We start from the raw sequence: 22,421 nt of genomic DNA, 5'->3' as shown, positions 1-22,421 counted from the left end.
GCGATACGATCGGCGCCCCGTTCAGGCGGTGCCGGGCTGCTCGCCGGAGAGCACGATGCGGACCAGGTCGGCGGCGTTGCGGGCGCCGAGCTTTTCCATGATGCGGGCGCGGTGCACCTCGATGGTGCGCGGCGAGATGCCGAGGATGCGCCCGGCCTCCTTGTTGGTGGCCCCGGAGGTGATCTGTTCCAGCACCTGGCGCTCGCGCGGGGTCAGGTGCTCGTGGCCGGGGAAATCCCAGTCGCGGGCGCCGCCGCCATTGGTTCCCTTGGCCATGGCGGCAAGGGCATCGCGCACGCGGCCGACCACCGTGTCGGCGTCGAACGGCTTTTCGATGAAATCGAAGGCGCCCTGCTTGACGGCATTGACCGCCATCGGGATGTCGCCCTGGCCGGAGATGATGAAGATCGGCGCCGGATAGTGCTCGGCGTTCAGCTCCGACAGGATGTCGATGCCGGAACGGCCGGGCATATGGACGTCGAGCAGCACGCAGCCGGGATCCTCGCGGTGGACGACATCGATGAAGGCATCGCCGGTGGCGAAGGTCAGGACCCGAAAGCCCTCCATCTCGAACACCACGCCGAGGGCGTCGCGGACGGCCGGATCGTCATCGACGATGAAAATCGTTGCGTCAGCCGGATCGGTCATTGTCTTCCCCTGTTATCTTTGGTCGGCGATCGCCTAGGACGTCGCCGCCTGGGTCGCATGCGGCAGGCTGAGGAGGAACCGCGCCCCGGAGCCGTGCCCCCCCGGGTCTACGGTCAGATCGCCGCCGTGGTTCTGGACGATCGTGCGGGAAATGGCGAGGCCGAGGCCGACGCCGCTCTTGCGTCCGGTCGAGAAGGCCTTGAACAGCTCGTCGACCTGGGTCTCGGGGATGCCGTGGCCCGAATCGACGACCTCGACCAGCACGCGGGTCTCGCTGGAGCGGACCGCAACCCGCACCCAGCGGTCGTCGGCGCCGCGCACGGCCTCCAGCGCATTGCGCACCAGATTGACGATGACCTGCTGGATCTGCACCGGATCGACCTCGATCATGATCTCGTCCGCATCGTTCTCGCGGCGCAGCTCGACGCCGGAATCGCCCTGTCCGAGCCGCGTGAGCTGCATCGTCTCGTCGACGAGTTCGACCATGTTCACCGCACGCCGCTGCGGATCGCGCTTTTCCACCATCTGGCGCATGCGCTGGATGATGGCGCCGGCCCGCTCCGCCTCGCCGACCGCCTTGTCGATGATCTCCAGCGCCCGGTCGTCGAGCGGCTCGCCGCGTTCGGCGGCATTGCGGCGGCGCCTCAGCACCGCCTGCAGATAGAGCATCACCGCGGTCAGCGGCTGGTTCAGTTCGTGGGCGATGGCCGCACCCATCTCGTCCATGGCGCTGATGCGCGCCATGTGGACGAGTTGCGACTGCAGGTCCTTCAGGCGCTTCTCGACCTCCTTGCGGGACCGGACGTCGCGCATGATGCCGATGAACTGGCGTCCTTCCGGCGTTTTTGCCTCGCCCACCGAAAGCTCGACCGGGAAGATAGTGCCGTCCCGGTGCATGCCAAGCACCTCGCGGCCGATGCCGATGATCCGCTCCTGGCCGGTTTCCAGGTAGCGCGTCACATAGCCGTTGTGGTGGTTGGCGTATTCCGGCGGCATGATCACGGCCACGTTCGAGCCGACGACCTCCACCGCGCTATACCCGAAAAGCTTCTCGCAGGCCTTGTTGAACACCAGGATGCGCATCGCGTCGTCCATGACAATGATGCCATCGACGGCCGTGTCCAGCATGCTTGCCATGCGCGCTTCGGAAACGGTTCCGGTCTCCGATATCGTGCTCCTGTTGTCCTGCCGCATCGCCTCTCTTCCGGCATAATTCCCCACGGCCTGAGCATAAGGGAATCTACCGAATACTCACAAGGCCTTGCTGGCAATCAGGCACAGGAAGTTTGCAGCCAGGTCACCAGTCGATCCGTCGCCGTCTGCAGCCCGTCGGCTCCGCGGGCGAAACAGAGCCGCATATAGCCCTCGCCGCCGGCGCCGAAGGCGGTCCCGGGGGCAAGGCCGATATTGGCCTCGTCGACGAGGCGCAGGCCGAGTTTCGAGGTATCGGGTTCGCCGTCGACGGCAAAGAACAGGTAGAAGGCGCCGGCCGGCCAGGCAAAGCGGGTGCGCCCGGTGCGCTCCAGCGCCGAGCAGATGAGGTCGCGGCCGGAGCGGGCGCGCGCCACCTGTTCGGCGACGAACGCCTCGCCGTCATTGAGGGCGGCGACGGCGGCGCGCTGCATGAAGACGGCGACGCCCGAGGTGGAATACTGGATCAGGTTCTCGATCACCTGGCCGAGTTCCGGGGCGGCGGAAATCCAGCCGACGCGCCAGCCGGTCATCGCCCAGTTCTTGGAAAAGGTGTTGACGTAGAGGATGCGGTCGTCGTCCTCGGCAACGTCGTAGAAGGAGGGCGCGCGCGGGGCATCGCCGAAATAGAAGCGGGAATAGACCTCGTCGGAAATGATCCAGAGCCCCTCCTTGCGGGCGAGGTCCAGGATCTCGGCGAGCACCTCGCGGCCGGCGACCCAGCCGGTCGGGTTCGACGGCGAGTTGAGGAAGATGGCGCGGGTCTTCGGCGTGATCGCGGCCTTCAGCCGTTCCAGGTCGAGCACCCAGCCGTCATTACCGAGGAACATCGGCAGCTCCACCGGCCGTGCGCCGGAGACGCCAAGGGCGGCGACGATGTTCGGCCAGGCCGGGGACGGCACCAGAACCTCGTCGCCGGCGCCGGCGACCGCATCGACGGCGATCTGGATCGCCTGCATGCCCGAGCCGGTGACGAAGAAGCGTTCCGGCTGGAACGGGCGGCCGTAGAGCCGGGTGTGATAGTCGGCAAGCGCCTGACGCAGTTCGGGAATGCCGCGCTGGCTGGTGTAGAAGGTCTCGCCGTCGGCGAGCGAGCGGCTGGCGGCATCGCGGATGAACTCCGGCGTCGGCAGGTCGCCCTCGCCGGCCCACAGCGGGATCAGGCCGGGGCGCTCCCAGCCGTATGTCATGACTTCGACGATACCGCTTTCCGGGGCCTCACGGGCCTCGGCGCGCAGCGATTCCATCAGCATCTTTTTGGCCCTTTCGGCAAACAATACCCTGCAATTCCGGCCGAAAGCCGGGCCGGTTGTTCGGCAATTCCGGTGCCCGGCGCGCCGCAGCAAGGGCACGCCGGCTCCAGAGCTACTTTTTCAGCAGATCGCGGATTTCTTCAAGCAGGACTTCGCTGCGCGGCGGCTCGGGCGGGGCGGCCGGAGCCTCTTCCTCCTTGCGGCGCAGCCGGTTGATGCCCTTGACGACGATGAAGAGGGCAAAGGCGACGATGAGGAACTTGACGATGGCGTTGATGAACAGCCCGACATTCCAGGTCGTCGCGCCGGCCGCCTTGGCCGCAGCGACCGTGTCATAGGGCGCGGGGGGCGTCCCCTCCTTCAGCACCAGGAAGATCTGGGAAAAGTCGATGCCACCGACGATGACGCCGATGGGCGGCATGATGATGTCGTCGACCAGCGACGAGACGATGGCCCCGAAGGCGGCGCCGATGACGATGCCGACAGCCATGTCGACCATGTTGCCTTTGACGGCAAACTCCTTGAATTCCTTCAACATCCCCTGTGCTCCCGCATTGGCGGCCCGAGGCCGCGACTCCCCTTGCGGCCGGAGGTTAGAGCATCGCGCGCGAAGATGGGAATCCATTCGGCAAAATACTTATTTCACAACTCAAAGACGCAATGTAAGGGCGCCACGCGCGCTGGCCGACCGGTCAGGCGAACAACAGGTCGCGCAGCAGATCGTCGATATGGGTGAGCCGGGAAAGCGCGTCCCTGAGGGCATCGGCGTCGTGGCGCGGCAGGCGCTTCAGGGAAACCGCATTGGAGAGCGGCTTGCCCTCGTCGATGTCGGCGAGCTGCTGGCGCAGGACATGGCCGAGGATGAGGCCGTGGGTGCGCATCATCTGCTGCAGGTCGGGCTCGCCGCCGATGCGCATGGCGATCGCCGACTCCAGCCGATGCTGGGTGGCGCGGTGCAGGATCTTGTGGCGGATGGCGAGAACCCGGGCGCTGGCGACGATCGGCATCAGGCCGCCGAGCTTTAAATCGACCCGGCCGGCCTCGGTCCTGATACCGCCGAGGAAGGTCAGCGGCGGCTTGAAGTCGGTGACCGCCTCGGCCAGCAGCTTGGCAAAGCTCGGGGCGGCGTGGCCGAGCTCATAGGCCTCCTCCATCAAGGTGCGGGCGAGCGCGGCATCGCCATGGGCGGCGCGCATGTCGAAGAAGATGTCGACGTTGAGGAGGTCCTGCGGCCGGGAGCGGCGCACCCAGTCGCCGATGCGGCCGCGCCAGGTGTCGAGGCTGCCGCGCCAGGCGGCGTTGCGGGCCATGACTCCGCCGGGGCAGTCGGCAACGCCGACATCGTGCAGGATGGCCGAGAGCTGCTTGCCGAATTCGGCGAACCAGCGATCCTCCGGGCCGTCCGGGTCTCCCTCGGCGAAGACGATGGCGTTGTCCTGGTCGGCGCCGAGGAGGCTTTCGCCGCGCCCGGCCGAGCCGAGCACGAGAACGGCGAAGGAACAGGGGGCATCGCCCTTGCCGGCGCGGACCATATTCTGTTCGGCAAGGACGGCGGCGCGGCGGGTGAGCGCGCCGAGCTCGCGGCTGATGACGCCGGCGATGTCGTGGCTGGAGATGTCCTCGGCAACCAGGCTGGCGGAGACCATGGGCAGCCGCGCCCAAGCCTTGGCAAGGGCCGGCACGTCGCCGGCGGCATCGATCTCGTCGCCCAGCGAGATCGCCTCGCTGGCACGCAGGCGCAACAGATCGCGGGCGGACAGGGCGCCGACCAGCCGGCCCTCGTCGTCGGCAACGGCGAGATGGCGCACGCCCATGCGGTTCATGCGCCCGACCGCGCGGTAGATGAAGGCATCGGCCGGCACATGGGCGACGGGCATCGACATGATGGCCGAAACGGTCTCGGCAAGCGCCTTGGGGCCGCCCTCGGCAACGGTCCGCAGCACGTCGCGTTCCGTGACGATGCCGATCTCGCCGACGTCGGGGCCATCCGCATCGGGCTTCGCTGTGCCTGCAATGCGATCCGGCGGCGCCAGGAACAGGGAGGACACCTTCTTCTGCATCATCAGGCCGACGGCGTCCTGCAGCGACATCGCCTCGCTGGCGACGAGCGGCGGACTGGTCATGACGTCGCGGACGCGGTGGCGATAGGGATAGCTGTCGATGCGCGCGAGCGTCCGCTCCGCGTCGCGCTGGCTCGGCGAGGCCACCGGCTCGACCCAGCCGGCCCGCATGTGCTCGTCGAGCACCCGGGTGAGCTTGCGGCAGGCGTTCTCGGCTTCCGCGACGGTGCGCACGCCGTCGGCGCGGAGCTTCGGCACCAGCTCCAGGAAGATGCGGGCCGTGGCGCGCGCATCGCCGACGGCGGTGTGGCGGTCGGAGATGTCGACGCCGAGCCAGGAGGCGAGCATGTCGAGGGAGAAATCCGGCAGGGTCCTGTTGGCGACCTGGGCGAGCAGCCGCGTGTCGAGGCTGCGCGGCTGGCGCCAGGCCTCGTCGATGCGCAGATATTCGCGGCGCAGGATGGCGAGGTCGAAGCCGATGGAATGGCCGATGACGATGGCCCCGCCGATGAATTCCTCGAGCGCGGCGCGCACCTCGGCAAAGGGCGGCTTGCCGGCGACCATGGTGTCGTCGATGTGGTGGACGGCGGAGGTCGCGGCCGGGATCGGCGTTCCCGGATCGACCATGACGTCGAAGGTGGCGTCGTCGACCAGCTTGCCGTCGCGGATGCGGACCGCGCCGATCTGGACGATCCGGGCCTTCGCCGGATCAAGCCCCGTGGTCTCGGTATCAAGGGCCACCGCGTCGACGGCGACCAGCGGCGTGGCACTCGATTTCCTCGGCATGACTGGTCCTTTTTTGTTTGTTATAGCCTGTCGCCTCCAGCGAAATCTACGCGACACGCTCGACCTTATCGTGCTGACATACGGTCCTGCCGCCTCCCCCGTCGTGACGCGCTTCATGCGCCGGCCCGCAGCGCGATCGCGCCGCTGTCGGCGGCGAGATCGGCGCAAAGCGCCTCCCGGTCGAGCCGCGCCCGCAAGGTCTCATAGCTGCGGCAGAGATTGATGCGCAAATTGTTCTGGATGAGCTGGTAGTCGTAGCCACGAAGCCGCTCGTGGATCGGCAGGCGGGCAAAGAACTGCTCCACGGTGGCGAGCGGAATGTCCTTCACCGGTTTGGCCGGAGCAAGGGCGGCCCGGGCCAGGTGGCGGGAGATGTCCTGCCGGGCGTTTTGCCAGAAATCCTCCGGAAATCCGTCCGGGACGGGATAACGGTTCGTGATCTGGGCGAAGATGCCGGCTAGCCGCTCCGAAAGGTCGGCGGTACTGCCCGGCCAGTCGGGGCGCAGAACGTTCATCGCCATTTCGCCGACATAGCGAAGGCCGAGGGGATAGTTCTGCCAGCGCGAGGTCTCCACCGCCGCCTTGAAGCCCTCCTCCTTGAAGAGGGCCAGCGACATCGTGCCGGCGCGGGCGCGGGCATATTCATAGATGCATTTCTGGACGATGAAGGCGGCGTGGGCGTCGAGGAAGTCGGCCAGCGTCGCCGCACTGACGACGGGTGCGTCCTTGCGAAACATGTCGCCCAGCCAGTGGCGCACCGCGGCAAACACCAAGGCAATCCTCCCGACCGTCCGGTGCCGCGGCGATGCCCCCGGGGTGTGGACAAGCCGGCCGGCATATGATCCGATCTGCCAATGCTTCCGGGGCCTTCGGGCCTCCGGCCCTGTTTCCCGTCGACCGCCTGTGAAAGCGTTCCCGAAACGCATCCGCGGCGACCAAGCCCGTAACGTGACGGAAGAGGCGAAATGCTGCAAGGCTGGTTCGTGGTCGGCGTCGCCTTCCTCTATATCGGCCTCCTCTTTGCCATCGCCAGCTATGGCGACCGGGCGAGCCGCGGCCGGGCGCCCGGGCGCGGGCGGCCGCTGATCTATGCCCTGTCGCTCGGCGTTTACTGCACGTCCTGGACGTTCTTCGGGTCCGTCGGGCTCGCCGCCTCGCGCGGGCTCGATTTCCTGACAATCTATATCGGTCCGATCCTGCTGTTTGCCCTCGGCTATCCGCTGCTGCTGCGCCTCATCAACCTGGCCAAGGCCGAGCGCATCACCTCGATCGCCGACTTCATGGCGGCGCGCTACGGCAAGAGCCAGCCGGTCGCCGCGGTCGTTGCCATCATCGCGCTGATCGGCACCATCCCCTATATCGCCCTGCAACTGAAGGCCGTCGCGACCTCCGTCACGGCCGTCCTCAGCGAGCCGTGGTTCATCGGCGGGGCGTCGCTGTCGCCCTGGTTCAACGACGTGGCGCTCCTGGTGACCGGGGCGATGGCGCTCTTTGCCATCCTCTTCGGCACAAGGCACATCGACGCAACCGAGCACCAGGAAGGCCTGATGCTGGCGGTGGCCGCCGAATCCGTCGTCAAGCTGATCGCCTTCCTGATCGTCGGGCTTTACGTCACCTATGTCCTCTTCGACGGTCCGGGGCACCTGATGGAGCTGATGCAGTCCCGGCCGGCGATCGCCTCGCGCTTCCAGGGCGAGCTGCACGGCGGGAGCTGGATCGGGCTGACGCTGATGTCGTTCTTTGCGGCACTCATGCTGCCGCGGCAGTTCCACGTCACGGTGACGGAGAACAATAGCCCGGCCGAGCTGCGCCGCGCGACCTGGCTGTTCCCGATCTATCTGATCCTCATCAACCTCTTCGTCGTGCCGATCGCCATCGCCGGCCTCATCACCTTCGGGGATTCCGTCCACGCCGACGGCTTCGTGCTGGCGCTGCCGATGAACAACGACGCCAGCCTGATCTCGCTGATCGCCTTCATCGGCGGGCTGTCGGCGGCGACGGCCATGGTCATCGTCGCCTCCGTCGCGCTCGCCATCATGATCTCCAACGACCTCGTCATGCCGCTGATCCTGAGGCGGCGCGAAGACGACGCCGCCGGCGCCCGCGACATGGGCCAGCTCCTGATCGGCATCCGGCGCGGCGCGATCCTCGGCACCCTGTTCCTCGCCTTCGCCTATTATCGGATGATCGGCGATTCCTCGGCGCTGGCCTCGATCGGGCTCCTCTCCTTTGCCGCGATCGCCCAGTTCGCCCCGGCCTTCTTCGGCGGGCTGATCTGGCGCGGCGGCACGGCGCGTGGCGCCATTGCCGGCATGCTGTCGGGCTTCGGGGTGTGGGCCTATACGCTGTTGCTACCCTCCTTCGTCGATGCCGGACTTTTCGACGAAACCCTGCTCACCGCCGGCCCCTTCGGCATCTGGCTCCTGAGGCCCCAGGCCCTCTTTTCTCTGTCGTTCGATCCGTACATCCACGGCGTCTTCTGGAGCCTGTCGATCAATGTGGGCTGCTACGTGTTCGTCTCGCTGACGCGCATGCCGACGCCGCTGGAACGGCTGCAGGCGGCCGTCTTCGTGCCGAGCGACCTGGCGCCGACGCCGGCGTTCCGGCTCTGGCGCACGGCGGTGACGCTGGACGATCTGAAAAAGACCGTCGCCCGCTATCTCGGCGAGGAGCGCACCGAGCGGGCCTTCGTCGCCCATCTGGAGGCGGAACGGATCGCCGCGCCGGCGCACGAGCCGGCCGATGCCCGGACCATGCGCTTTGCCGAACAGCTTCTCGCCAGCGCGATCGGGGCTGCCTCCTCGCGGCTGGTGCTGTCGCTCCTGGTGGAGCGTCGCGATCCGGCTTCGAAAGGCGCCATGAAGCTCCTCGACGATGCGACGACGGCGATCCAGTACAATCGCGACCTGCTGCAGACCGCCCTCGATCAGGTCGAGCAGGGCATCGCCGTGTTCGATGCCGAACTCCGGCTGACCTGCTGGAACCGGCGGTTCCGCGAGCTCCTCGGCCTGCCGGGCGAATACGGCCATGTGGGAACACCGCTCCACGACATCTTCACCCATGTGGCCGAGGCGGGCGAGTTCGGGCCGGGCGCGGTCGATACGCTGGTCGGTCAGCGGCTTGAGCGCGTTGCCCGGCGGATGGAGGATTTCCAGGAGCAACTGGCGAGCGGCGGCATCCTGGAGATCCACACCAGCCCGATGCCGACCGGCGGCATCGTCATCACCTTTTCCGACATCACCGAACGGGTGCTCGCCGAGGAGGCGCTGGCCCGCGCCAACGAGACACTCGAAAAACGCGTGCGCGAGCGCACCATGGAGCTGACCCGGCTGAACCAGGAGCTGACGGTCGCCAAGCGCCTCGCCGACGAAGCCAATCTCGGCAAGACGCGGTTCCTGGCCGGCGCCGGCCACGACATCCTGCAGCCGCTCAACGCCGCCCGGCTCTACGCCCAGAGCTTGGTGGAGCGGTTCTCCGAGACCAAGGACCGCGAGTTGGTCGAGAACGTCGAGGCCTCGCTCGATTCGGTGGAGGAGATCATCGGCGCCGTCCTCGATATGTCGCGGCTCGACACCGGCGCCATGAAGCCGGAGATCGGCGTCTTTCCGATCGACGACATCCTCTCCCAGCTCAAGGTCGACTTCGAGCCGATGGCACGGGACAAGGGGCTCGACTTCCGCATCGTGCCGTGCAGCCTCAGCGTGCGCTCCGACCGGCGCCTGCTGCGCCGACTGTTGCAGAACCTTGCCTCCAACGCCATCAAATACACCGAGCGCGGCAAGGTGCTGATCGGCTGCCGGCGCCGCGGCAGGCAGATGAGCGTTGAAGTGCTGGACACCGGCATCGGCGTGCCGCCGGAAAAACGCCGCGAGATCTTCGCCGAATTCAGCCGGCTGGAGCGCGGCGTCAAGGTGGCGCCCGGCCTCGGGCTCGGGCTGTCCATCGTGGAGCGCATCGCGCGGGTGCTCGGCCATCCGGTCACTGTGGAGTCCGAGGACAATCGCGGCTCGCACTTTTCCGTGCTGTTGCCGGTGACCTCGGCGGTGCCGCTGACCCCGAAGGCCGAAGCCCGGCCCGCGGCGGCGGCCAAGCCGCTCACCGGGCTCTCGGTCCTTTGCATCGACAACGAGCCGAAGATCCTCTCCGGCATGGAAACGCTGCTGTCCGGCTGGGGCTGCCAGGTGGTGACGGCGCGCTCCGTCGCCGAGGCCGAGACCGCGCTCGCCGACAACGGCGTGGTGCCGGATATCCTGCTCCTCGACTATCACCTCGATACCGGCACCGGCATCGAGGCCGCCCGGCAACTGCGCTGGCATTTCGGAACCCGCACGCCGGGCGCGCTGATCACCGCCGACCGCTCGCCGGCGGTGCGCCAGGAGGCGGAGGAAAAGGGCCTGGTGGTGCTGCAAAAGCCGGTGAAGCCGGCCGCGCTCCGGGCATTCCTCACCCAGGTGAACCCGCGCCGCTCGGCCGCGGAGTAACGTTACGCGTTACGCCGGCGCAACGCAGGGACCTTTGCAACGAAAAATGATGGAAAGGTGCGGCGCGGAACGGGTCAGCTCGCAACCGCCGTCTGCCACTGGCCGGCCTCGATGCGGTTGGCCGCGATCACCGCCTGGGTGCGGCTTTCAACGTTGAGCTTCTGCAGGATCGCCGAGACGTGCGCCTTCACCGTCGCTTCCGAGACGCCGAGCTCATAGGCGATCTGCTTGTTGAGCAGGCCCTCGCTCAGCATCATCAGCACGCGGACCTGCTGCGGCGTCAGGGTGGACAGGCGCCCGACCAGCGCCTGGATCTCGTCGTCGTCGCCGGCATCGAGGTCGATCTCGCTCGGCGTCCAGGTGTCGCCGTTCAGGATCGCGCCGAGGGCATCGCGGATCTTCTCGATCCCTTGCGATTTCGGGATGTAGCCGGCGGCGCCGAAATTCATGCAGCGGCGGATGGTGGTCGCCTCCTCGGTGCCGGAGACGATGCACACCGGCGTGCCGGGATGCTGGGCGCGCAGGTAGATGAGGCCGGAAAAGCCACGCATGCCGGGCATCGACAGATCCAGCAGCACCAGATCGATATCGCAGTTGGACTCCAGCTCGCCGGAGACCTCATCGAGGCTGCCGGCTTCGACGATGGTCACGCTGTCGAACATCTCTTCGATGGTCTTGCGCAACGCACCGCGAAACAGCGGATGATCGTCGGCGATGATGAACCTGTACTGGGTGCCCTCTTCGGATGTCACGCTACTCTCCCATCATACGGAAGGGCATCGACCGCGACCCCTGCAGTGCCTGCAAAAGCCATGTCCTCCCTGCCTTCGCACACGTTTAAACGAAGGCCGTCAACGCCCTTTTGTATTACCCGTCACTCCACCCGTTTGACCCAATGGCGGATTGTTGTTCATTAAACTTACGTCCTTGGGAAAGGTTATTGCAAGGAAAAGCCGCAGTGCCGGATAACGCGTCGCACATAGTCGTGCGCAAAAGACGGGCGGCGCCCATCTTGAATTCTTTAAGGCCCGCCGATCTCCCCTCCGAAGTTTTACTCAAACCATGTTTCTATTTTGCGATACGTTCTTCTGGATTACGGCAAATAAAAACGCATGCAATCCCTTGAAGACACAGGGCATCTTAGACAAAAGTCGTATACGGTGGCGCTGTGCCGGGGGTATAGACTCGACCTAATCGGGGCGATTTACGCCCCCAAACCGGTCGTTCCTTTTGAAAGGCACGGCCTTAATACCGCCGGACAAACGGCGAAACGGCCCGGCTGAGTCCTCAGCCGGCTAAACGGGGGAGGAACTCATCCATGGCAACCTCGAATCAGGAGGGCTGGTGGTCGAGGACGAAGGGGCTGATGATCGGCTGCCTCGTCGTCTGGGCGATCTTCGGCTTCGTCGTCCACTTTTTCGTCGACGCGCTCAACGACATCGTCATTCTCGGTTTCCCGCTCGGCTTCTACATGGCCGCCCAGGGATCGCTCATCGTCTTCGTGGCGCTGACCTTCTTCTACGCATATCGCCAGGACGCCATCGACCGTCGGTTCGGCGTCGCCGAAGACGACTAGGAGGGGCGACAGATGGCGACACAACAGAGCGGCACCTCGGATTTCATCAACAATCTCGGCAAGATCTACGGTATGTACACGGGCGGCTTCGCCGCCTTCGTGATCCTGCTTGCCATCCTCGAACAGGTCGGCGTTCCCAACAAGATCCTCGGCTTCTTGTTCGTCGGCTTCACCATCGTCGTCTATGCGATGATCGGCATCCTGTCGCGGACCATGCAGGTCTCGGAGTACTACGTCGCCGGACGCCAGGTGCCCGCCGTCTACAACGGCATGGCGACGGCCGCCGACTGGATGTCCGGCGCCTCGTTCCTGGCGATGGCCGGCACGCTCTATGTGCTCGGCTATGACGGGCTCGCCTTCGTCCTCGGCTGGACCGGCGGCTATGTGCTGGTGGCGGTGCTGATCGCGCCGTATTTGCGCAAGTTCGGCGCCTATACGGTGCCCGACTTCCTGGCCGCCCGGTTCGGCGGCAATCTCGCGCGCTTCCTCGGCATCGTCGTGCTGCTCGCCGCCTCCTTCACCTATGTGGTGGCGCAGATCCGCGGCACCGGCCTGATCGCCGAGCGGTTCCTCGGCATTCCCTACGACGTCGGCGTCTTCGTCGGCATCCTCGGCATTCTCTTGTGCTCGATGCTCGGCGGCATGCGGGCGGTGACCTGGACCCAGGTCGCCCAGTACATCGTCCTCATCATCGCCTATCTGCTGCCGGTCGTGATCATGTCGGCGCAGCGCACCGGCATCCCCATCCCGCAGCTCATGTATGGCGAGGCGCTGCAGAACATCGCCGCGCTGGAACAGGGCATGGTCGACAGCGGGCTTGCCGCGGCCGACACCATCCAGCGGCATCTGCAACCGTTCAGCTCGACCGACCCGCTCAATTTCTTCGCCCTGGTCTTCTGCCTGATGATCGGCACGGCCTCGCTGCCGCATGTGCTGATGCGCTACTTCACGACGCCGAGCGTGCGCGAAGCGCGCAAGTCCGTCGGCTGGTCGCTGCTGTTCATCTTCGTCCTCTACTTCACCGCGCCGGCCTATGCGGCCTTTGCCAAGTGGGAGGTCTATGAGAACGTCATCGGGGCCAGCTTCGCGGACCTGCCGAACTGGGTCTATATCTGGGGCGCATCCGGCAAGGTGACGCTGTGCGGCGCGGCCGCCGCGTCGCTGGAAGCGGTGCAGCAGGCCTGCGCCGGCAAGGACGTGGTCGGGCTTGCCGACTTCTCCATCGCCAAGGACGTCATCGTCATGGCGACGCCGGAGATCGCCGGGCTTCCCTTCGTCATCACCGGCCTCGTCGGTGCCGGCGGCCTTGCCGCGGCGCTGTCCACCGCCGACGGCCTGCTCCTTGCCATGGCCAACGCCCTCAGCCACGACATCTACTACCGGATGATCGACCGCAACGCGCCGACCGCGCGGCGGCTGGTGGCGGCCCGGATCATCCTCCTCGGCGTCGCCATCCTCGGCGCCTACACGGCGACCGCGGCGCCGCCGGACATCCTGGCGCTGGTCGCTTGGGCGTTCTCGCTGGCCGCGGCCGGCAACTTCCCGGCGCTATGTCTCGGCATCTGGTGGAAACGCTGCACCACGGCAGGCGCCATTTCCGGCATGATCGCCGGCTTCGGCACCACGCTCGCCTACCTCGTCTATACCGCGCCGCCGCCGCTCGGCTTCGGCGAGGGGCTGATCTTCGGCATCCAGAACATCTCCGCCGGCATCTTCGGCATCCCGATCGGCTTCATCGTCATGATCGCGGTGTCCTATCTGACGCCGGAGCCGTCGGAGGAAATGCAGCAGCTCGTCGACGAGGTGCGCCGGCCGAGCGGCACCGTCGTCGCCGACAGGGGCCGGGCCGCAAGCGCCTGACCCGGCCGTCGGGCAATCCACACCGGAACGGGGCCATTGCGGCCCCGTTTCTTCATCCGCCGCCGGCCGAAACGGGCTTCGGGCTTTGCGGGGCGCCGGTGTTGTGATTGAAGGGGCGTCACCGCCCGAAAGACGACCGAGAGCCCAGCCCATGCCCGCCGATCCGATCGCCGCCGAATGGTACTACCACGTCCCCAACTATCTGCTGGCGATCCTCATGTACATGACGCTCGGCCGGCTGGTGCTGTCGTTCTTCTTTGCCGCCGACGCGACCAACGTCCTCTGGCGCTCCTTCGTCACCGTCACCGAGCCAGCGGTGCGGATCTTTGCCGCCGTCACGCCGCGCGCGGCGCCGCTTCCCGTCATCCTCGTCTTCACCGCGATCTGGCTCTTACTGATGCGGTTCGCCTATCTCACCCTCCTGCTACAGGCCGGCTACCGGCCGACGCTCGCGTGAGGGTCTGCCCGTGAGCCGCCAGAGCTTCCTCATTGCCATCCTCGCCTTTGCGATTCTCAACGGCATCTTCTCGCCGTTCCGGCTGGTCGCCCACGTCATCGTGCTGGCGATGGCGCCGGGCTTCTTCGTCGCCTCGCCGGCCATCGTCCTCCTCGTCTCGTCCCTCCTGACGGCGACGGTGACGATCATGCTCGGCGGCGTGCCGGCCGCCGTCTTCGAACGGGTGACGGGACGGGCCGAGTCCGACGCCGTCTCGCTCTGGCTGTGGCTTGCCGGCGTTGCCCTTCTCAGCCTGCCGGCGATCCAGACGGTGATCGCGATTGCGCGATAAGCCGCACCACGCCCGCTGGCGGCGATCAAATGCTCGCGTTTTACGTGAAACTTGAACCAACTAATTCGAAAATAAACTACAAAGTATTTTCTTCAAAACACGCAAGATAGCCTCCCGACTGCCAAGCCGATGATTTTTCTGCATTCCTGGTTTTGCTACAGCAACACTGAATACAATTCTTAACTCTATTACACTTGCACGGTTGCCGTAACCGGAGATTAAGCGTTTGCGGTTACACAGAAGCATCAAGTTTGCGCAATTTTTCAAGGACTTCGGAGTCCTTGCGTTGGGGGCCACATGCCGAAACGATGCCTGTCTCGCGTTCTGACTGCCGTCGCCGCTGCGGCGCTTGCCGGTGTGGTAACGACGTCCGCCGTCGTCGCCGCCGAGGCAAAGCTCACCATCGGCGGCACCGGCGGCGCGCTCGGCGGCATGCAGCTCCTCGCCGAGGCCTTTGAGGCGACCCATCCCGACGTGAAGGTCGAGGTCCTGCCGAGCCTTGGCAGCGGCGGCGGCATCAAGGCGGTGCTGGCCGGGGCGATCGACCTGTCGGTGTCCGCGCGCGGCCTGAAGGACAAGGAACGCGCCGCCGGTGCCATCGACCGGCCCTACGCGCGGACCGCGGTGATCCTGGTCACTGGCGAGAGCGCCGGCCTGGAGCAGATCTCCGGCGGCGCGCTTGCCGACGTCTTCGTCGGTGCGACCGGAACCTGGCCGAACGGCACGCCGGTGCGCCTGGTACTGCGCCAGAAGAGCGAGAGCGACATCGGCTTCCTGCGCAAGTTCGCCAAGGGCATGGACGGCGCCGTCGACGCCGCCTACGAGCGCGACGGCCTCCTGATTGCCACCAACGATCAGCAGAACGCCGATTACCTGGAGAAGCTGCCGGGCTCGGTCGGTGTCTCGACCGAGGCCCAGATCCTGTCGGAAGGCCGCCGGCTGCGCATCGTCGGCGTCGACAAGCCGGCACCGAACGTTGCCGACGTAGAGCGCGGCGCCTATCCGCACGTCAAGACCTTCCGGTTCGTGACCAAGCTCGGCGCGCCGGAAAAGACCACCGCCTTCATCGCCTTCGTGCGCTCACCCGAAGGCCAGGAAATCCTCCGCAACTCCGGACATCAGCCCGTCGACTAAGGCACCCGAACAAGGCGCATTCCCATGCCCGCCATCACCCATTTCCACCAACGCATTGCCCGCGGGACGACCACCGTCGCCGTGATCGCCGCGTTGCTGGTCACGCTCGCCGTGCCGGCGATCTTTTTCTTCTTCGGCTATACGAACCTTGCCAGCGAGTTGCGGGCCGAATCCCACTTCCTGTCGCAGAACCTGTCCACCATCGTCAGCCAGAATCCGAAATTGTGGCAGTTCGAGACGTCGCGCATCGAGGACATGCTGCGGGTCTGGGACCACAAGCACGGCGCCCATGACGGGCACCGGATGGCCGTTGCCCGGGTGTTGGATGCCGACGGCAAGACGGTCGCCGTTCATGGCGCCAACGACAGGGAACTCGGCTTCAATACGATCGTCGCCCACCAGAGCATCTTCGATTCCGGCCGCGACGTGGGCACCCTCATTCTCAGGCGCTCCATCGCCGCACTCGTCAACAACACGGCCCTGGTGTTCCTGGTCTGCCTCGGCTGCGGCCTGGCGCTGTTCTATTTCCTGAGGGTCGTGCCGATCCGGGCGCTGACGGACACCGCCAGACAGGTCACGTTCCTGGCCACCCATGACGAACTGACCGGGCTGCCGAAGCGGCGCATGCTGGCGAGCAGCCTCGCCGAGGCCATCGCCACCGCCCGCCAGACCGACGGCCTCGTTGCCGTGATGATGATCGACCTCGACAAGTTCAAGGACATCAATGACGGCTACGGCCACCATGTCGGCGATGCCGCCCTGTGCGCCGTGGCGGAGCGGATGTCGGTCGGCCGCGGCCGCAAGGGCATCCTGGCGCGGATCAGCGGCGACGAGTTCTGCCTCGTTCTGCCCGCCATTGCCAGCCGCAACTACGCAATCGGCGTTGCCGAGGCGCTCCTGGAATCCGTCGCCAGGCCGATCCTCGTGGAGGGCCACAAGCTCCACATTAACACCAGCGTCGGCATCGCCGTCTTCCCCCAGGACGGGGTGACCGGCGATGAGTTGATGGTCAATGCCGATGCCGCCCTTTGCCAGGTCAAGAGCGGCGGCCGCGGCGCCTATCGCCTGTTCGACCAGGCGATGCGCGAGCACCAGGCGATGCGCCGGCTGATCGAGCGCGACATGCACGTCGCGCTGGAAGAGGGCCAGTTCGTCATGCACTACCAGCCGCAGATCGACCTGGCGAGCGGCAAGCTCGTCGGCGTCGAGGCGCTGGTGCGCTGGCGTCATCCGGAGCGCGGCTTCATCAGCCCGATGGACTTCATCTCGGTTGCCGAGGAGACCGGCCAGATCGGCCCGCTCGGCGAATGGATCCTAACGCGCTCGTGCCAGGACGCCGCGCAATGGGGCGGCATCAAGGTCTCGGTGAACATCTCGCCGGTGCAGTTCCGCGAGCCGGCCTTTGCCGCCAAGGTCTCGCGGATCCTGTCGGAGACGGAGCTGTTCCCCTGGCTCCTCGACCTGGAAGTCACCGAAGGCGTGCTGATTTCCGACACCGAAAAGGTGCTCGACATCGTGCTGCTGCTGAAGAAGCTCGGCATCGGCCTGTCGCTGGACGATTTCGGCACCGGCTATTCGTCGCTGCGCTACCTGCAGAAATTCCCGTTCGACAAGCTGAAGATCGACCGCAGCTTCGTGCGCGACATCAACAGCGACCTGAAGGATGCCGCGATCATCCGCGCCGCCATCAGCATGGGCCGGACCATGGGCCTCAGGATCAACGCCGAGGGCGTTGAAACCGAAGACCAGATGGTTCAGCTCTCGGCGATGGGCTGCAACGAGGTGCAGGGCTTTTTCTACAGCCGGGCGGTGCCGGCAGAAGACATCCCGGCGCTGATCGACACCGACTTCCCGATCTCCAACGCCGACCGCAAGCGGCCGAAGCTGGTGCATGTGGCGCCCGAGGTGCCCGCAGCTTTCGGCCATCGCTCCTGACGGACGCCTTCGGGCCGACCTTTCACCCGACATTGCCGCGGGCAGCCAAGGCCGCCCGCCGGGGCCGGATCGCCCGGTCCCGACGCGCCCTCTCCCTGCCGACCGCCGAAAAAGCCCTTTCTTGCGAGCCGCCGCGCGGCCCGGGACGTGGATCGCCGATGCTCTTTAGAGGGCCGCACCGGCAATGCGCCGTGCTCAAAGGGGCGGCCTAAAAACGATTTCGGCCGCGCCCCGGAAACCCGGAGAGCGGCCGTTTTTGCATGTTGGAGGAGTGCCCTCTGGTGCCGGTTTGTCCCGGCCGGGTGTCAGGCGATGGAGCGGGAGGCCTCCTTGACCTTGCGGGCGGCGGCATCGATCTGGGTCGTCGACGAGGAGATCGCCTGCATGTTCTCGGTGATCCTGCTGACGCCGTCGGACGCCGTCTGCATGTTGGCGGAGATGTCCCTGGTGACCGCGGACTGCTCCTCGATCGCGGCGGCGATGGAGGAGGAGATGTCGCTGATCTGGCTGATCACGTCCTTGATGTCGTCGATCGCCACCACCGCGCTGGAGGTGGAGTTCTGAACCGACGTGATGCGGGCGCTGATGTCCTCGGTCGCCTTGGTGGTCTGCGAGGCAAGGCTCTTGACCTCGGAGGCGACGACGGCAAAGCCCTTGCCCGCCTCGCCGGCCCGCGCCGCCTCGATGGTGGCGTTCAGCGCCAAGAGATTGGTCTGGTTGGCGATGTTCTCGATCAGCTCGATGACGGCGCCGATGCTCTGGGCGTCTTCCGACAGCCCGCTCATGATCGTGCCGGAATTGGTGGCGCCGTCAACGGCGCGGCCGGAGATCTCGGTGGCGTGGGCGACCTGGCGGCTGATCTCCTCGATCGAGGCGACCAGTTCCTCGGCCGCGGCGGCCACCGTCTGCACGTTCGACGAGGCCTCAAGGGCGACGTCGGCGGCAGAACCGGCGCGACCCGCCGCTTCGGAAACGGAACTCACGACCTCGTCGAGGTCTTTGTCGATGGTGCGCGTCACGCCTTCGCGGTGCATGCGCTTCTTGACGGCGGCGGTGCGGTCGGTGGCGAACTTGACGACCTTGAACGGCTTGCCGTCGGCGTCGAAGATCGGGTTGTAGGTCGCCTGGATCCAGACCTCGGCATTGCCCTTGCCGACACGCCGGAACTCGCCCTGCTGGAATTGGCCGGCCCGCAACCCGTCCCAGAAGGCACGGTATTCGGGGCTCGCCCGGTAATCCGCGTCGACGAACAAGGAATGGTTCTTGCCGCGGATTTCGTCGATCTTGTAGCCGAGCGTCTTCAGGAAATTCTCGTTGGCGGAGATGATCGTGCCGTCGAGTTCGAAGTGGATCACCGCCTGGGACTTGTTGATGGCGTCGATCTGGCCTTCAAAATCGAGATTGCGGAGCTTTTCCTCGGTGATGTCGGTGGCGATCTTAAGCACCCGCTCGGTCTTGCCGGAACGGTCCAGGACGGGGTTGTAGGACGCCTGGATCCAGACCTCCTTGCCACCCTTGCCGAAGCGCTTGAACTCATCGGACCGGAATTCGCCGCTGGCCAGCGCTTTCCAGAATTCCTTGTACTCGGCACTGTTGCGCTGGGCCGGGTCGATGAACATGGAGTGATGCTTGCCGACGACCTCGGAGGCTTCGTAGCCCATCGCGGACAGAAAGTTCTCGTTGGCCGAGACGATCGTGCCGTCCGGGAGGAACTCGATCATCGCTTGCGAGCGATGAAGCGCAGCCAACTGCGCCCGCTCCCGGCAGGTAGAGAACCCCATTACCATGTGCCACAACTCCAATTGCGGGCCGTCCGGCCACCCAATGCTTTCCATTAGGAATAATTACTAAGCAGGTCGCCCTTAAAGGACGATTAACATAGGAATAAGCATTTGATTTAAAACCATGTATACACATCTTTCAGTTGCGCAATCGATGGTTTCTCCTTGGTTTTGCATAGAATTTCCGATGCAGAAAAAGTTCCTCTCATTTGCATTTTTTTTGAGCGTATGCATTCGATACGGGCATCGGTCGAAATATCTGACGGTAAACATGCTTTCCCGAGCGCATTTCGGCCGACGACATCTGCGGTTCACCTTACGACGAATTGTTTGCGCCGCATGCGCACCGTTCTCGGGTATGCTAGGCGGGTAAAGAACGGGCACCGCGGGAGGGATACGGCTCATGCCGTCGAGGGAGGACGCCTTCGCATCAGCGCTTGAGGCGGTTCTCGGCTCGGCCGCGTTCCGCGCCTCGCCGCGAGCCTCGGCGTTTCTGCGCTATGTGGTCTGCGAGGAGGCGGCCGGGCGGGGCGATGCGATCTCGGCCTATGCCATCGGCATCGACGCGCTCGACAAGTCGGCGGCGTTCGACCCCCAGACAGACCCCTCCGTGCGCGTCCAGGCCGGCCGGGTGCGGGCCCAGCTCGACGAGTTCTACCGCGGCGAAGGGTGCTCGCTTGCCGTGCGCATCAGCATTCCGAAGGGCGGCTACCGACCGATCCTGATCAGCAAGGGCAACGGCGCCGACGTCACGGCGGACGCAGCGGCGGGGCCCGGCAACGCCGTTGACGGGGCGGACAGCGACACCGCCCCGCGGCATGCGCAAGCGCACCGGGCGGCGCGACCCTCCGAGACCGGTCATCGGTTCCGTCCCTTGCCGCTGAAGCACAGCGATCCGGTGCTGACGGCGACCGTCGCAGCGATCCTCATTGCCGTCATCATCGGCATTGCCGGCCTCTCCCTGCACGGGTCGTGGCCGTTCTCGCGGCTGGTCGGCCCCGACCGGCATATCGACGAGCCGCCGATCGTCGTCGTCCATCCGTTCGACGAGCGGCTGGAGGCACGGCAACTGAAATATCCGGCCGGCATCCGCCAGCAACTGATCGCCGACCTTGCCCAGTTCCGCTCCATCCGGGTGCGCTCCGGCCGCGGCACCGGCGAGAGCGACGGGTACGAACCGCCGCCGGACTACGCCATGGACGGGCTGTTCTTTTCCACCGACGAGAGCCTCCATCTCAACCTGCAACTGACCGATCTGCACACCAACACGGTTGTGTGGACGAACACCTCCGTCTTTCCCGCCAACGACGCGCAGTTCCAGAACTACCTGACGCGGACCGTGCGCGAGCTGGTCTCGGAACTGGCGAGCCCCGGCGGCCTCCTGCCGCGCGAGGCGATGGAGCGCCTGGTCGAGCGGCGGGCCCGCCTCGGCGACGAGAGCACGACGAGCTATGCCTGCGTGCTCCGGTTCCACCAGTTCGACCTCAGCAAGCGGCCCGACGACGAGGCGGCGGCGCGCGCCTGTCTCACCGAGCAGGTCGCAGCCGACAGCCGCAACAGCTCGATCTGGGCGGCCTGGGCGTTCCTGCGCTTCCTCGACTGGACGAATGCGGAGGCCGGCGACCGCGAGCCGTTGATGTCGGAGGCGCTTGCCGCGGCCCGCCGGGCGATCCGGCTCGATCCCACCAACGCGCTCGGCCATGAATATCTCGGCGCCATCCTTGCCGCCAAGGGCGACCGGGACGCGGCGATGGACGCCTACCGTCAGGCGATGGCGCGCAATCCCTCAAAGCCCGATCTCTATGTGCATCTCGGCTGGGCCGAGGTCCTGAAGGGCAACTGGGAGGAGGGCGTGGCGTTGATCCGGCGGGGCGTCTACATGAGCCCGGCGCCGCCCGGCTGGATGCGCATTCCGCTGTCGATCGCCGCCTTCCGCATGAGCGACTACCGCACCGCCCTTGCCGAGGCGGAGACCATCGTCCAGTCAGGCGACCAGCGCGGGCTCGTGCTGGCGCTGGCAGCGGCCATCGCGCTCGGCGATACGGAGAAGATCGCGCACTATCGCGACGCCATCGGCCGGGACGGCGACGGCGATCCCGAAGCGGCGATGCGCGAAATCGAGAGGATCTTCGACAGCCCGGAAATCCTCAAAGAATACAAGGAAGTCCTTGGCGTCACCGTGCATGGCTGAGCGCCTCGGGCGGGAAGCGTAACGCCGTTCGTTACGGTAACATACTTATAAACCCACACTGGATTATCCATATACGGCGCAATCAGACGGCACCGCGGTTTGTTGCATTGCACCGCGCAAGTCGTCGATTCGGCGTCCGGGTTGCGGATGGACGCCACAGTTCCTTGGTTTTGGAGATGCGGTATGGACAAGCGCTTCGAGGGTTCGTCCCTCGATCGTCAGCTACCGTGCGAGTGGCAGCACGGAGCGGATGCGACGGTGCTTCTGGTTTGCGACGATCCGGAAGACATCGCGATCGTCAGGAAGGCACTGTCGGAGGCTCCCCTCAGGCTTTGCGTCAAGGTATGCGCCAACGGACCCGGCGCGCACGACGTTCTGAGGCGGTGTCTCGACGATGAGGCACACACCCTGCCGGACCTGATCCTGCTCGATCTTCAGAGCGCGGATGCGGGAGCATTCGAGTTTTTGAAGCAGGTGAAGGACGCCTCGCAGTTGCGGGCGATTCCGGTCTGTGCGCTGACCAATGGCGACGACGACCTCGGTCGAGAGGCCTATGCGGCCGGGGCCAACGCCGTCGTCAGCAAGGTCGGCACTCTTGAGGCCATGGGCCAGATTCTCAACGCCATTGTCGAGTTCTGGTTCAAAACGGCGAAGCGCTACTACGTTTGAACTTTCGAAGTCCTTCCTCCCAGGACTGACCGGGCGCCGGAGCGTTTCTCTCCGGCGCCCTTTTTTTT

General features: G+C 65.8%; 17 protein-coding genes. 9 read left to right on the top strand and 8 right to left on the bottom strand.

Going from position 1 to position 22,421, the window contains the following annotated elements:
- Positions 1 to 21: 21 nt before the first annotated feature.
- The 6 genes from M2319_RS03885 to M2319_RS03860 all read right to left on the bottom strand — a co-directional run bounded on the left by M2319_RS03885 (position 22) and on the right by M2319_RS03860 (position 6,711).
- Positions 22 to 648 (bottom strand): response regulator transcription factor, encoded by a 627-nt coding sequence (locus M2319_RS03885; RefSeq protein ID WP_264600125.1) that lies wholly within the window; start codon positions 646 to 648, stop codon positions 22 to 24.
- A gap of 33 nt (positions 649 to 681) precedes the next feature.
- Positions 682 to 1,785: a two-component system sensor histidine kinase NtrB gene (locus tag M2319_RS03880; RefSeq protein WP_264600124.1), complete on the bottom strand. Its 1,104-nt coding sequence runs from the start codon at positions 1,783 to 1,785 to the stop codon at positions 682 to 684.
- 134 nt (positions 1,786 to 1,919) lie between these two features.
- Positions 1,920 to 3,092, bottom strand: a complete 1,173-nt coding sequence (locus M2319_RS03875) for a pyridoxal phosphate-dependent aminotransferase (protein WP_264600123.1) — start codon at positions 3,090 to 3,092, stop codon at positions 1,920 to 1,922.
- A 112-nt stretch (positions 3,093 to 3,204) separates the two neighbouring features.
- Positions 3,205 to 3,630 carry a large conductance mechanosensitive channel protein MscL gene (gene mscL, locus M2319_RS03870; RefSeq protein WP_264600122.1) on the bottom strand — a complete coding sequence of 142 codons (426 nt, stop codon included), beginning with the start codon at positions 3,628 to 3,630 and terminating at the stop codon, positions 3,205 to 3,207.
- A gap of 154 nt (positions 3,631 to 3,784) precedes the next feature.
- The gene (locus M2319_RS03865; protein ID WP_264600121.1) at positions 3,785 to 5,938 is read right to left on the bottom strand and encodes a DUF294 nucleotidyltransferase-like domain-containing protein; all 2,154 of its coding nucleotides are present in this window, start codon (positions 5,936 to 5,938) and stop codon (positions 3,785 to 3,787) included.
- Between the two features lie 113 nt (positions 5,939 to 6,051).
- A complete protein-coding gene (locus tag M2319_RS03860) occupies positions 6,052 to 6,711 on the bottom strand; it encodes a hypothetical protein (protein ID WP_264600120.1) in 660 nt (219 codons plus the stop codon).
- A 192-nt stretch (positions 6,712 to 6,903) separates the two neighbouring features.
- Here M2319_RS03860 and M2319_RS03855 point away from each other — a divergent pair, with 192 nt between their 5' ends.
- Positions 6,904 to 10,419, top strand: coding sequence for a PAS domain-containing hybrid sensor histidine kinase/response regulator (locus M2319_RS03855; protein WP_264600119.1), 3,516 nt, complete (start codon positions 6,904 to 6,906; stop codon positions 10,417 to 10,419).
- Between the two features lie 74 nt (positions 10,420 to 10,493).
- On the opposite strand, the gene M2319_RS03850 is transcribed toward M2319_RS03855, so the two are convergent.
- Positions 10,494 to 11,171, bottom strand: a complete 678-nt coding sequence (locus tag M2319_RS03850) for a response regulator transcription factor (RefSeq protein WP_264600118.1) — start codon at positions 11,169 to 11,171, stop codon at positions 10,494 to 10,496.
- Positions 11,172 to 11,737: 566 nt separating this feature from the next.
- On the opposite strand from M2319_RS03850, the gene M2319_RS03845 reads away from it, so the two are divergent.
- The 6 genes from M2319_RS03845 to M2319_RS03820 all read left to right on the top strand — a co-directional run bounded on the left by M2319_RS03845 (position 11,738) and on the right by M2319_RS03820 (position 17,712).
- The gene (locus tag M2319_RS03845) at positions 11,738 to 11,995 is read left to right on the top strand and encodes a DUF4212 domain-containing protein (protein ID WP_264600117.1); all 258 of its coding nucleotides are present in this window, start codon (positions 11,738 to 11,740) and stop codon (positions 11,993 to 11,995) included.
- Between the two features lie 12 nt (positions 11,996 to 12,007).
- Positions 12,008 to 13,855 (top strand): sodium:solute symporter family protein, encoded by a 1,848-nt coding sequence (locus tag M2319_RS03840; RefSeq protein WP_264600116.1) that lies wholly within the window; start codon positions 12,008 to 12,010, stop codon positions 13,853 to 13,855.
- A gap of 151 nt (positions 13,856 to 14,006) precedes the next feature.
- Complete coding sequence (locus M2319_RS03835) at positions 14,007 to 14,312, top strand: hypothetical protein (protein ID WP_264600115.1); 306 nt, start codon at positions 14,007 to 14,009, stop codon at positions 14,310 to 14,312.
- Positions 14,313 to 14,322: 10 nt separating this feature from the next.
- Positions 14,323 to 14,643: a hypothetical protein gene (locus M2319_RS03830; RefSeq protein ID WP_264600114.1), complete on the top strand. Its 321-nt coding sequence runs from the start codon at positions 14,323 to 14,325 to the stop codon at positions 14,641 to 14,643.
- 297 nt (positions 14,644 to 14,940) lie between these two features.
- The gene (locus M2319_RS03825) at positions 14,941 to 15,777 is read left to right on the top strand and encodes a PstS family phosphate ABC transporter substrate-binding protein (RefSeq protein WP_264600113.1); all 837 of its coding nucleotides are present in this window, start codon (positions 14,941 to 14,943) and stop codon (positions 15,775 to 15,777) included.
- A gap of 24 nt (positions 15,778 to 15,801) precedes the next feature.
- Entirely contained in the window at positions 15,802 to 17,712 is a 1,911-nt protein-coding gene (locus tag M2319_RS03820) for a putative bifunctional diguanylate cyclase/phosphodiesterase (protein WP_264600112.1), read from the top strand.
- Between the two features lie 305 nt (positions 17,713 to 18,017).
- On the opposite strand, the gene M2319_RS03815 is transcribed toward M2319_RS03820, so the two are convergent.
- Positions 18,018 to 19,499: a methyl-accepting chemotaxis protein gene (locus M2319_RS03815; protein WP_264600111.1), complete on the bottom strand. Its 1,482-nt coding sequence runs from the start codon at positions 19,497 to 19,499 to the stop codon at positions 18,018 to 18,020.
- A gap of 397 nt (positions 19,500 to 19,896) precedes the next feature.
- Here M2319_RS03815 and M2319_RS03810 point away from each other — a divergent pair, with 397 nt between their 5' ends.
- Both M2319_RS03810 and M2319_RS03805 read left to right on the top strand, forming a co-directional pair.
- On the top strand, positions 19,897 to 21,684 hold the full coding sequence (locus M2319_RS03810) for a tetratricopeptide repeat protein (protein ID WP_264600110.1): 1,788 nt from the start codon (positions 19,897 to 19,899) through the stop codon (positions 21,682 to 21,684).
- Between the two features lie 183 nt (positions 21,685 to 21,867).
- On the top strand, positions 21,868 to 22,353 hold the full coding sequence (locus tag M2319_RS03805) for a response regulator (protein ID WP_264600109.1): 486 nt from the start codon (positions 21,868 to 21,870) through the stop codon (positions 22,351 to 22,353).
- Positions 22,354 to 22,421: the final 68 nt, after the last annotated feature.

Origin of the sequence: Rhodobium gokarnense (genome assembly GCF_025961475.1) — a bacterium.
Lineage (GTDB): Bacteria > Pseudomonadota > Alphaproteobacteria > Rhizobiales > Rhodobiaceae > Rhodobium > Rhodobium gokarnense.
Note: the sequence above shows the minus strand (reverse complement) of the source record. Positions and strands in the feature narration are given on the sequence as shown.

Coding starts and splice junctions, on each gene's coding strand:
- M2319_RS03885 (WP_264600125.1), bottom strand. CDS start 648: ATGACCGATCCGGCTGACGCAACGATTTTCATCGTCGATGACGATCCG.
- M2319_RS03880 (WP_264600124.1), bottom strand. CDS start 1,785: ATGGCAAGCATGCTGGACACGGCCGTCGATGGCATCATTGTCATGGAC.
- M2319_RS03875 (WP_264600123.1), bottom strand. CDS start 3,092: ATGCTGATGGAATCGCTGCGCGCCGAGGCCCGTGAGGCCCCGGAAAGC.
- mscL (WP_264600122.1), bottom strand. CDS start 3,630: ATGTTGAAGGAATTCAAGGAGTTTGCCGTCAAAGGCAACATGGTCGAC.
- M2319_RS03865 (WP_264600121.1), bottom strand. CDS start 5,938: ATGCCGAGGAAATCGAGTGCCACGCCGCTGGTCGCCGTCGACGCGGTG.
- M2319_RS03855 (WP_264600119.1), top strand. CDS start 6,904: ATGCTGCAAGGCTGGTTCGTGGTCGGCGTCGCCTTCCTCTATATCGGC.
- M2319_RS03845 (WP_264600117.1), top strand. CDS start 11,738: ATGGCAACCTCGAATCAGGAGGGCTGGTGGTCGAGGACGAAGGGGCTG.
- M2319_RS03840 (WP_264600116.1), top strand. CDS start 12,008: ATGGCGACACAACAGAGCGGCACCTCGGATTTCATCAACAATCTCGGC.
- M2319_RS03835 (WP_264600115.1), top strand. CDS start 14,007: ATGCCCGCCGATCCGATCGCCGCCGAATGGTACTACCACGTCCCCAAC.
- M2319_RS03825 (WP_264600113.1), top strand. CDS start 14,941: ATGCCGAAACGATGCCTGTCTCGCGTTCTGACTGCCGTCGCCGCTGCG.
- M2319_RS03820 (WP_264600112.1), top strand. CDS start 15,802: ATGCCCGCCATCACCCATTTCCACCAACGCATTGCCCGCGGGACGACC.
- M2319_RS03815 (WP_264600111.1), bottom strand. CDS start 19,499: ATGGTAATGGGGTTCTCTACCTGCCGGGAGCGGGCGCAGTTGGCTGCG.
- M2319_RS03810 (WP_264600110.1), top strand. CDS start 19,897: ATGCCGTCGAGGGAGGACGCCTTCGCATCAGCGCTTGAGGCGGTTCTC.
- M2319_RS03805 (WP_264600109.1), top strand. CDS start 21,868: ATGGACAAGCGCTTCGAGGGTTCGTCCCTCGATCGTCAGCTACCGTGC.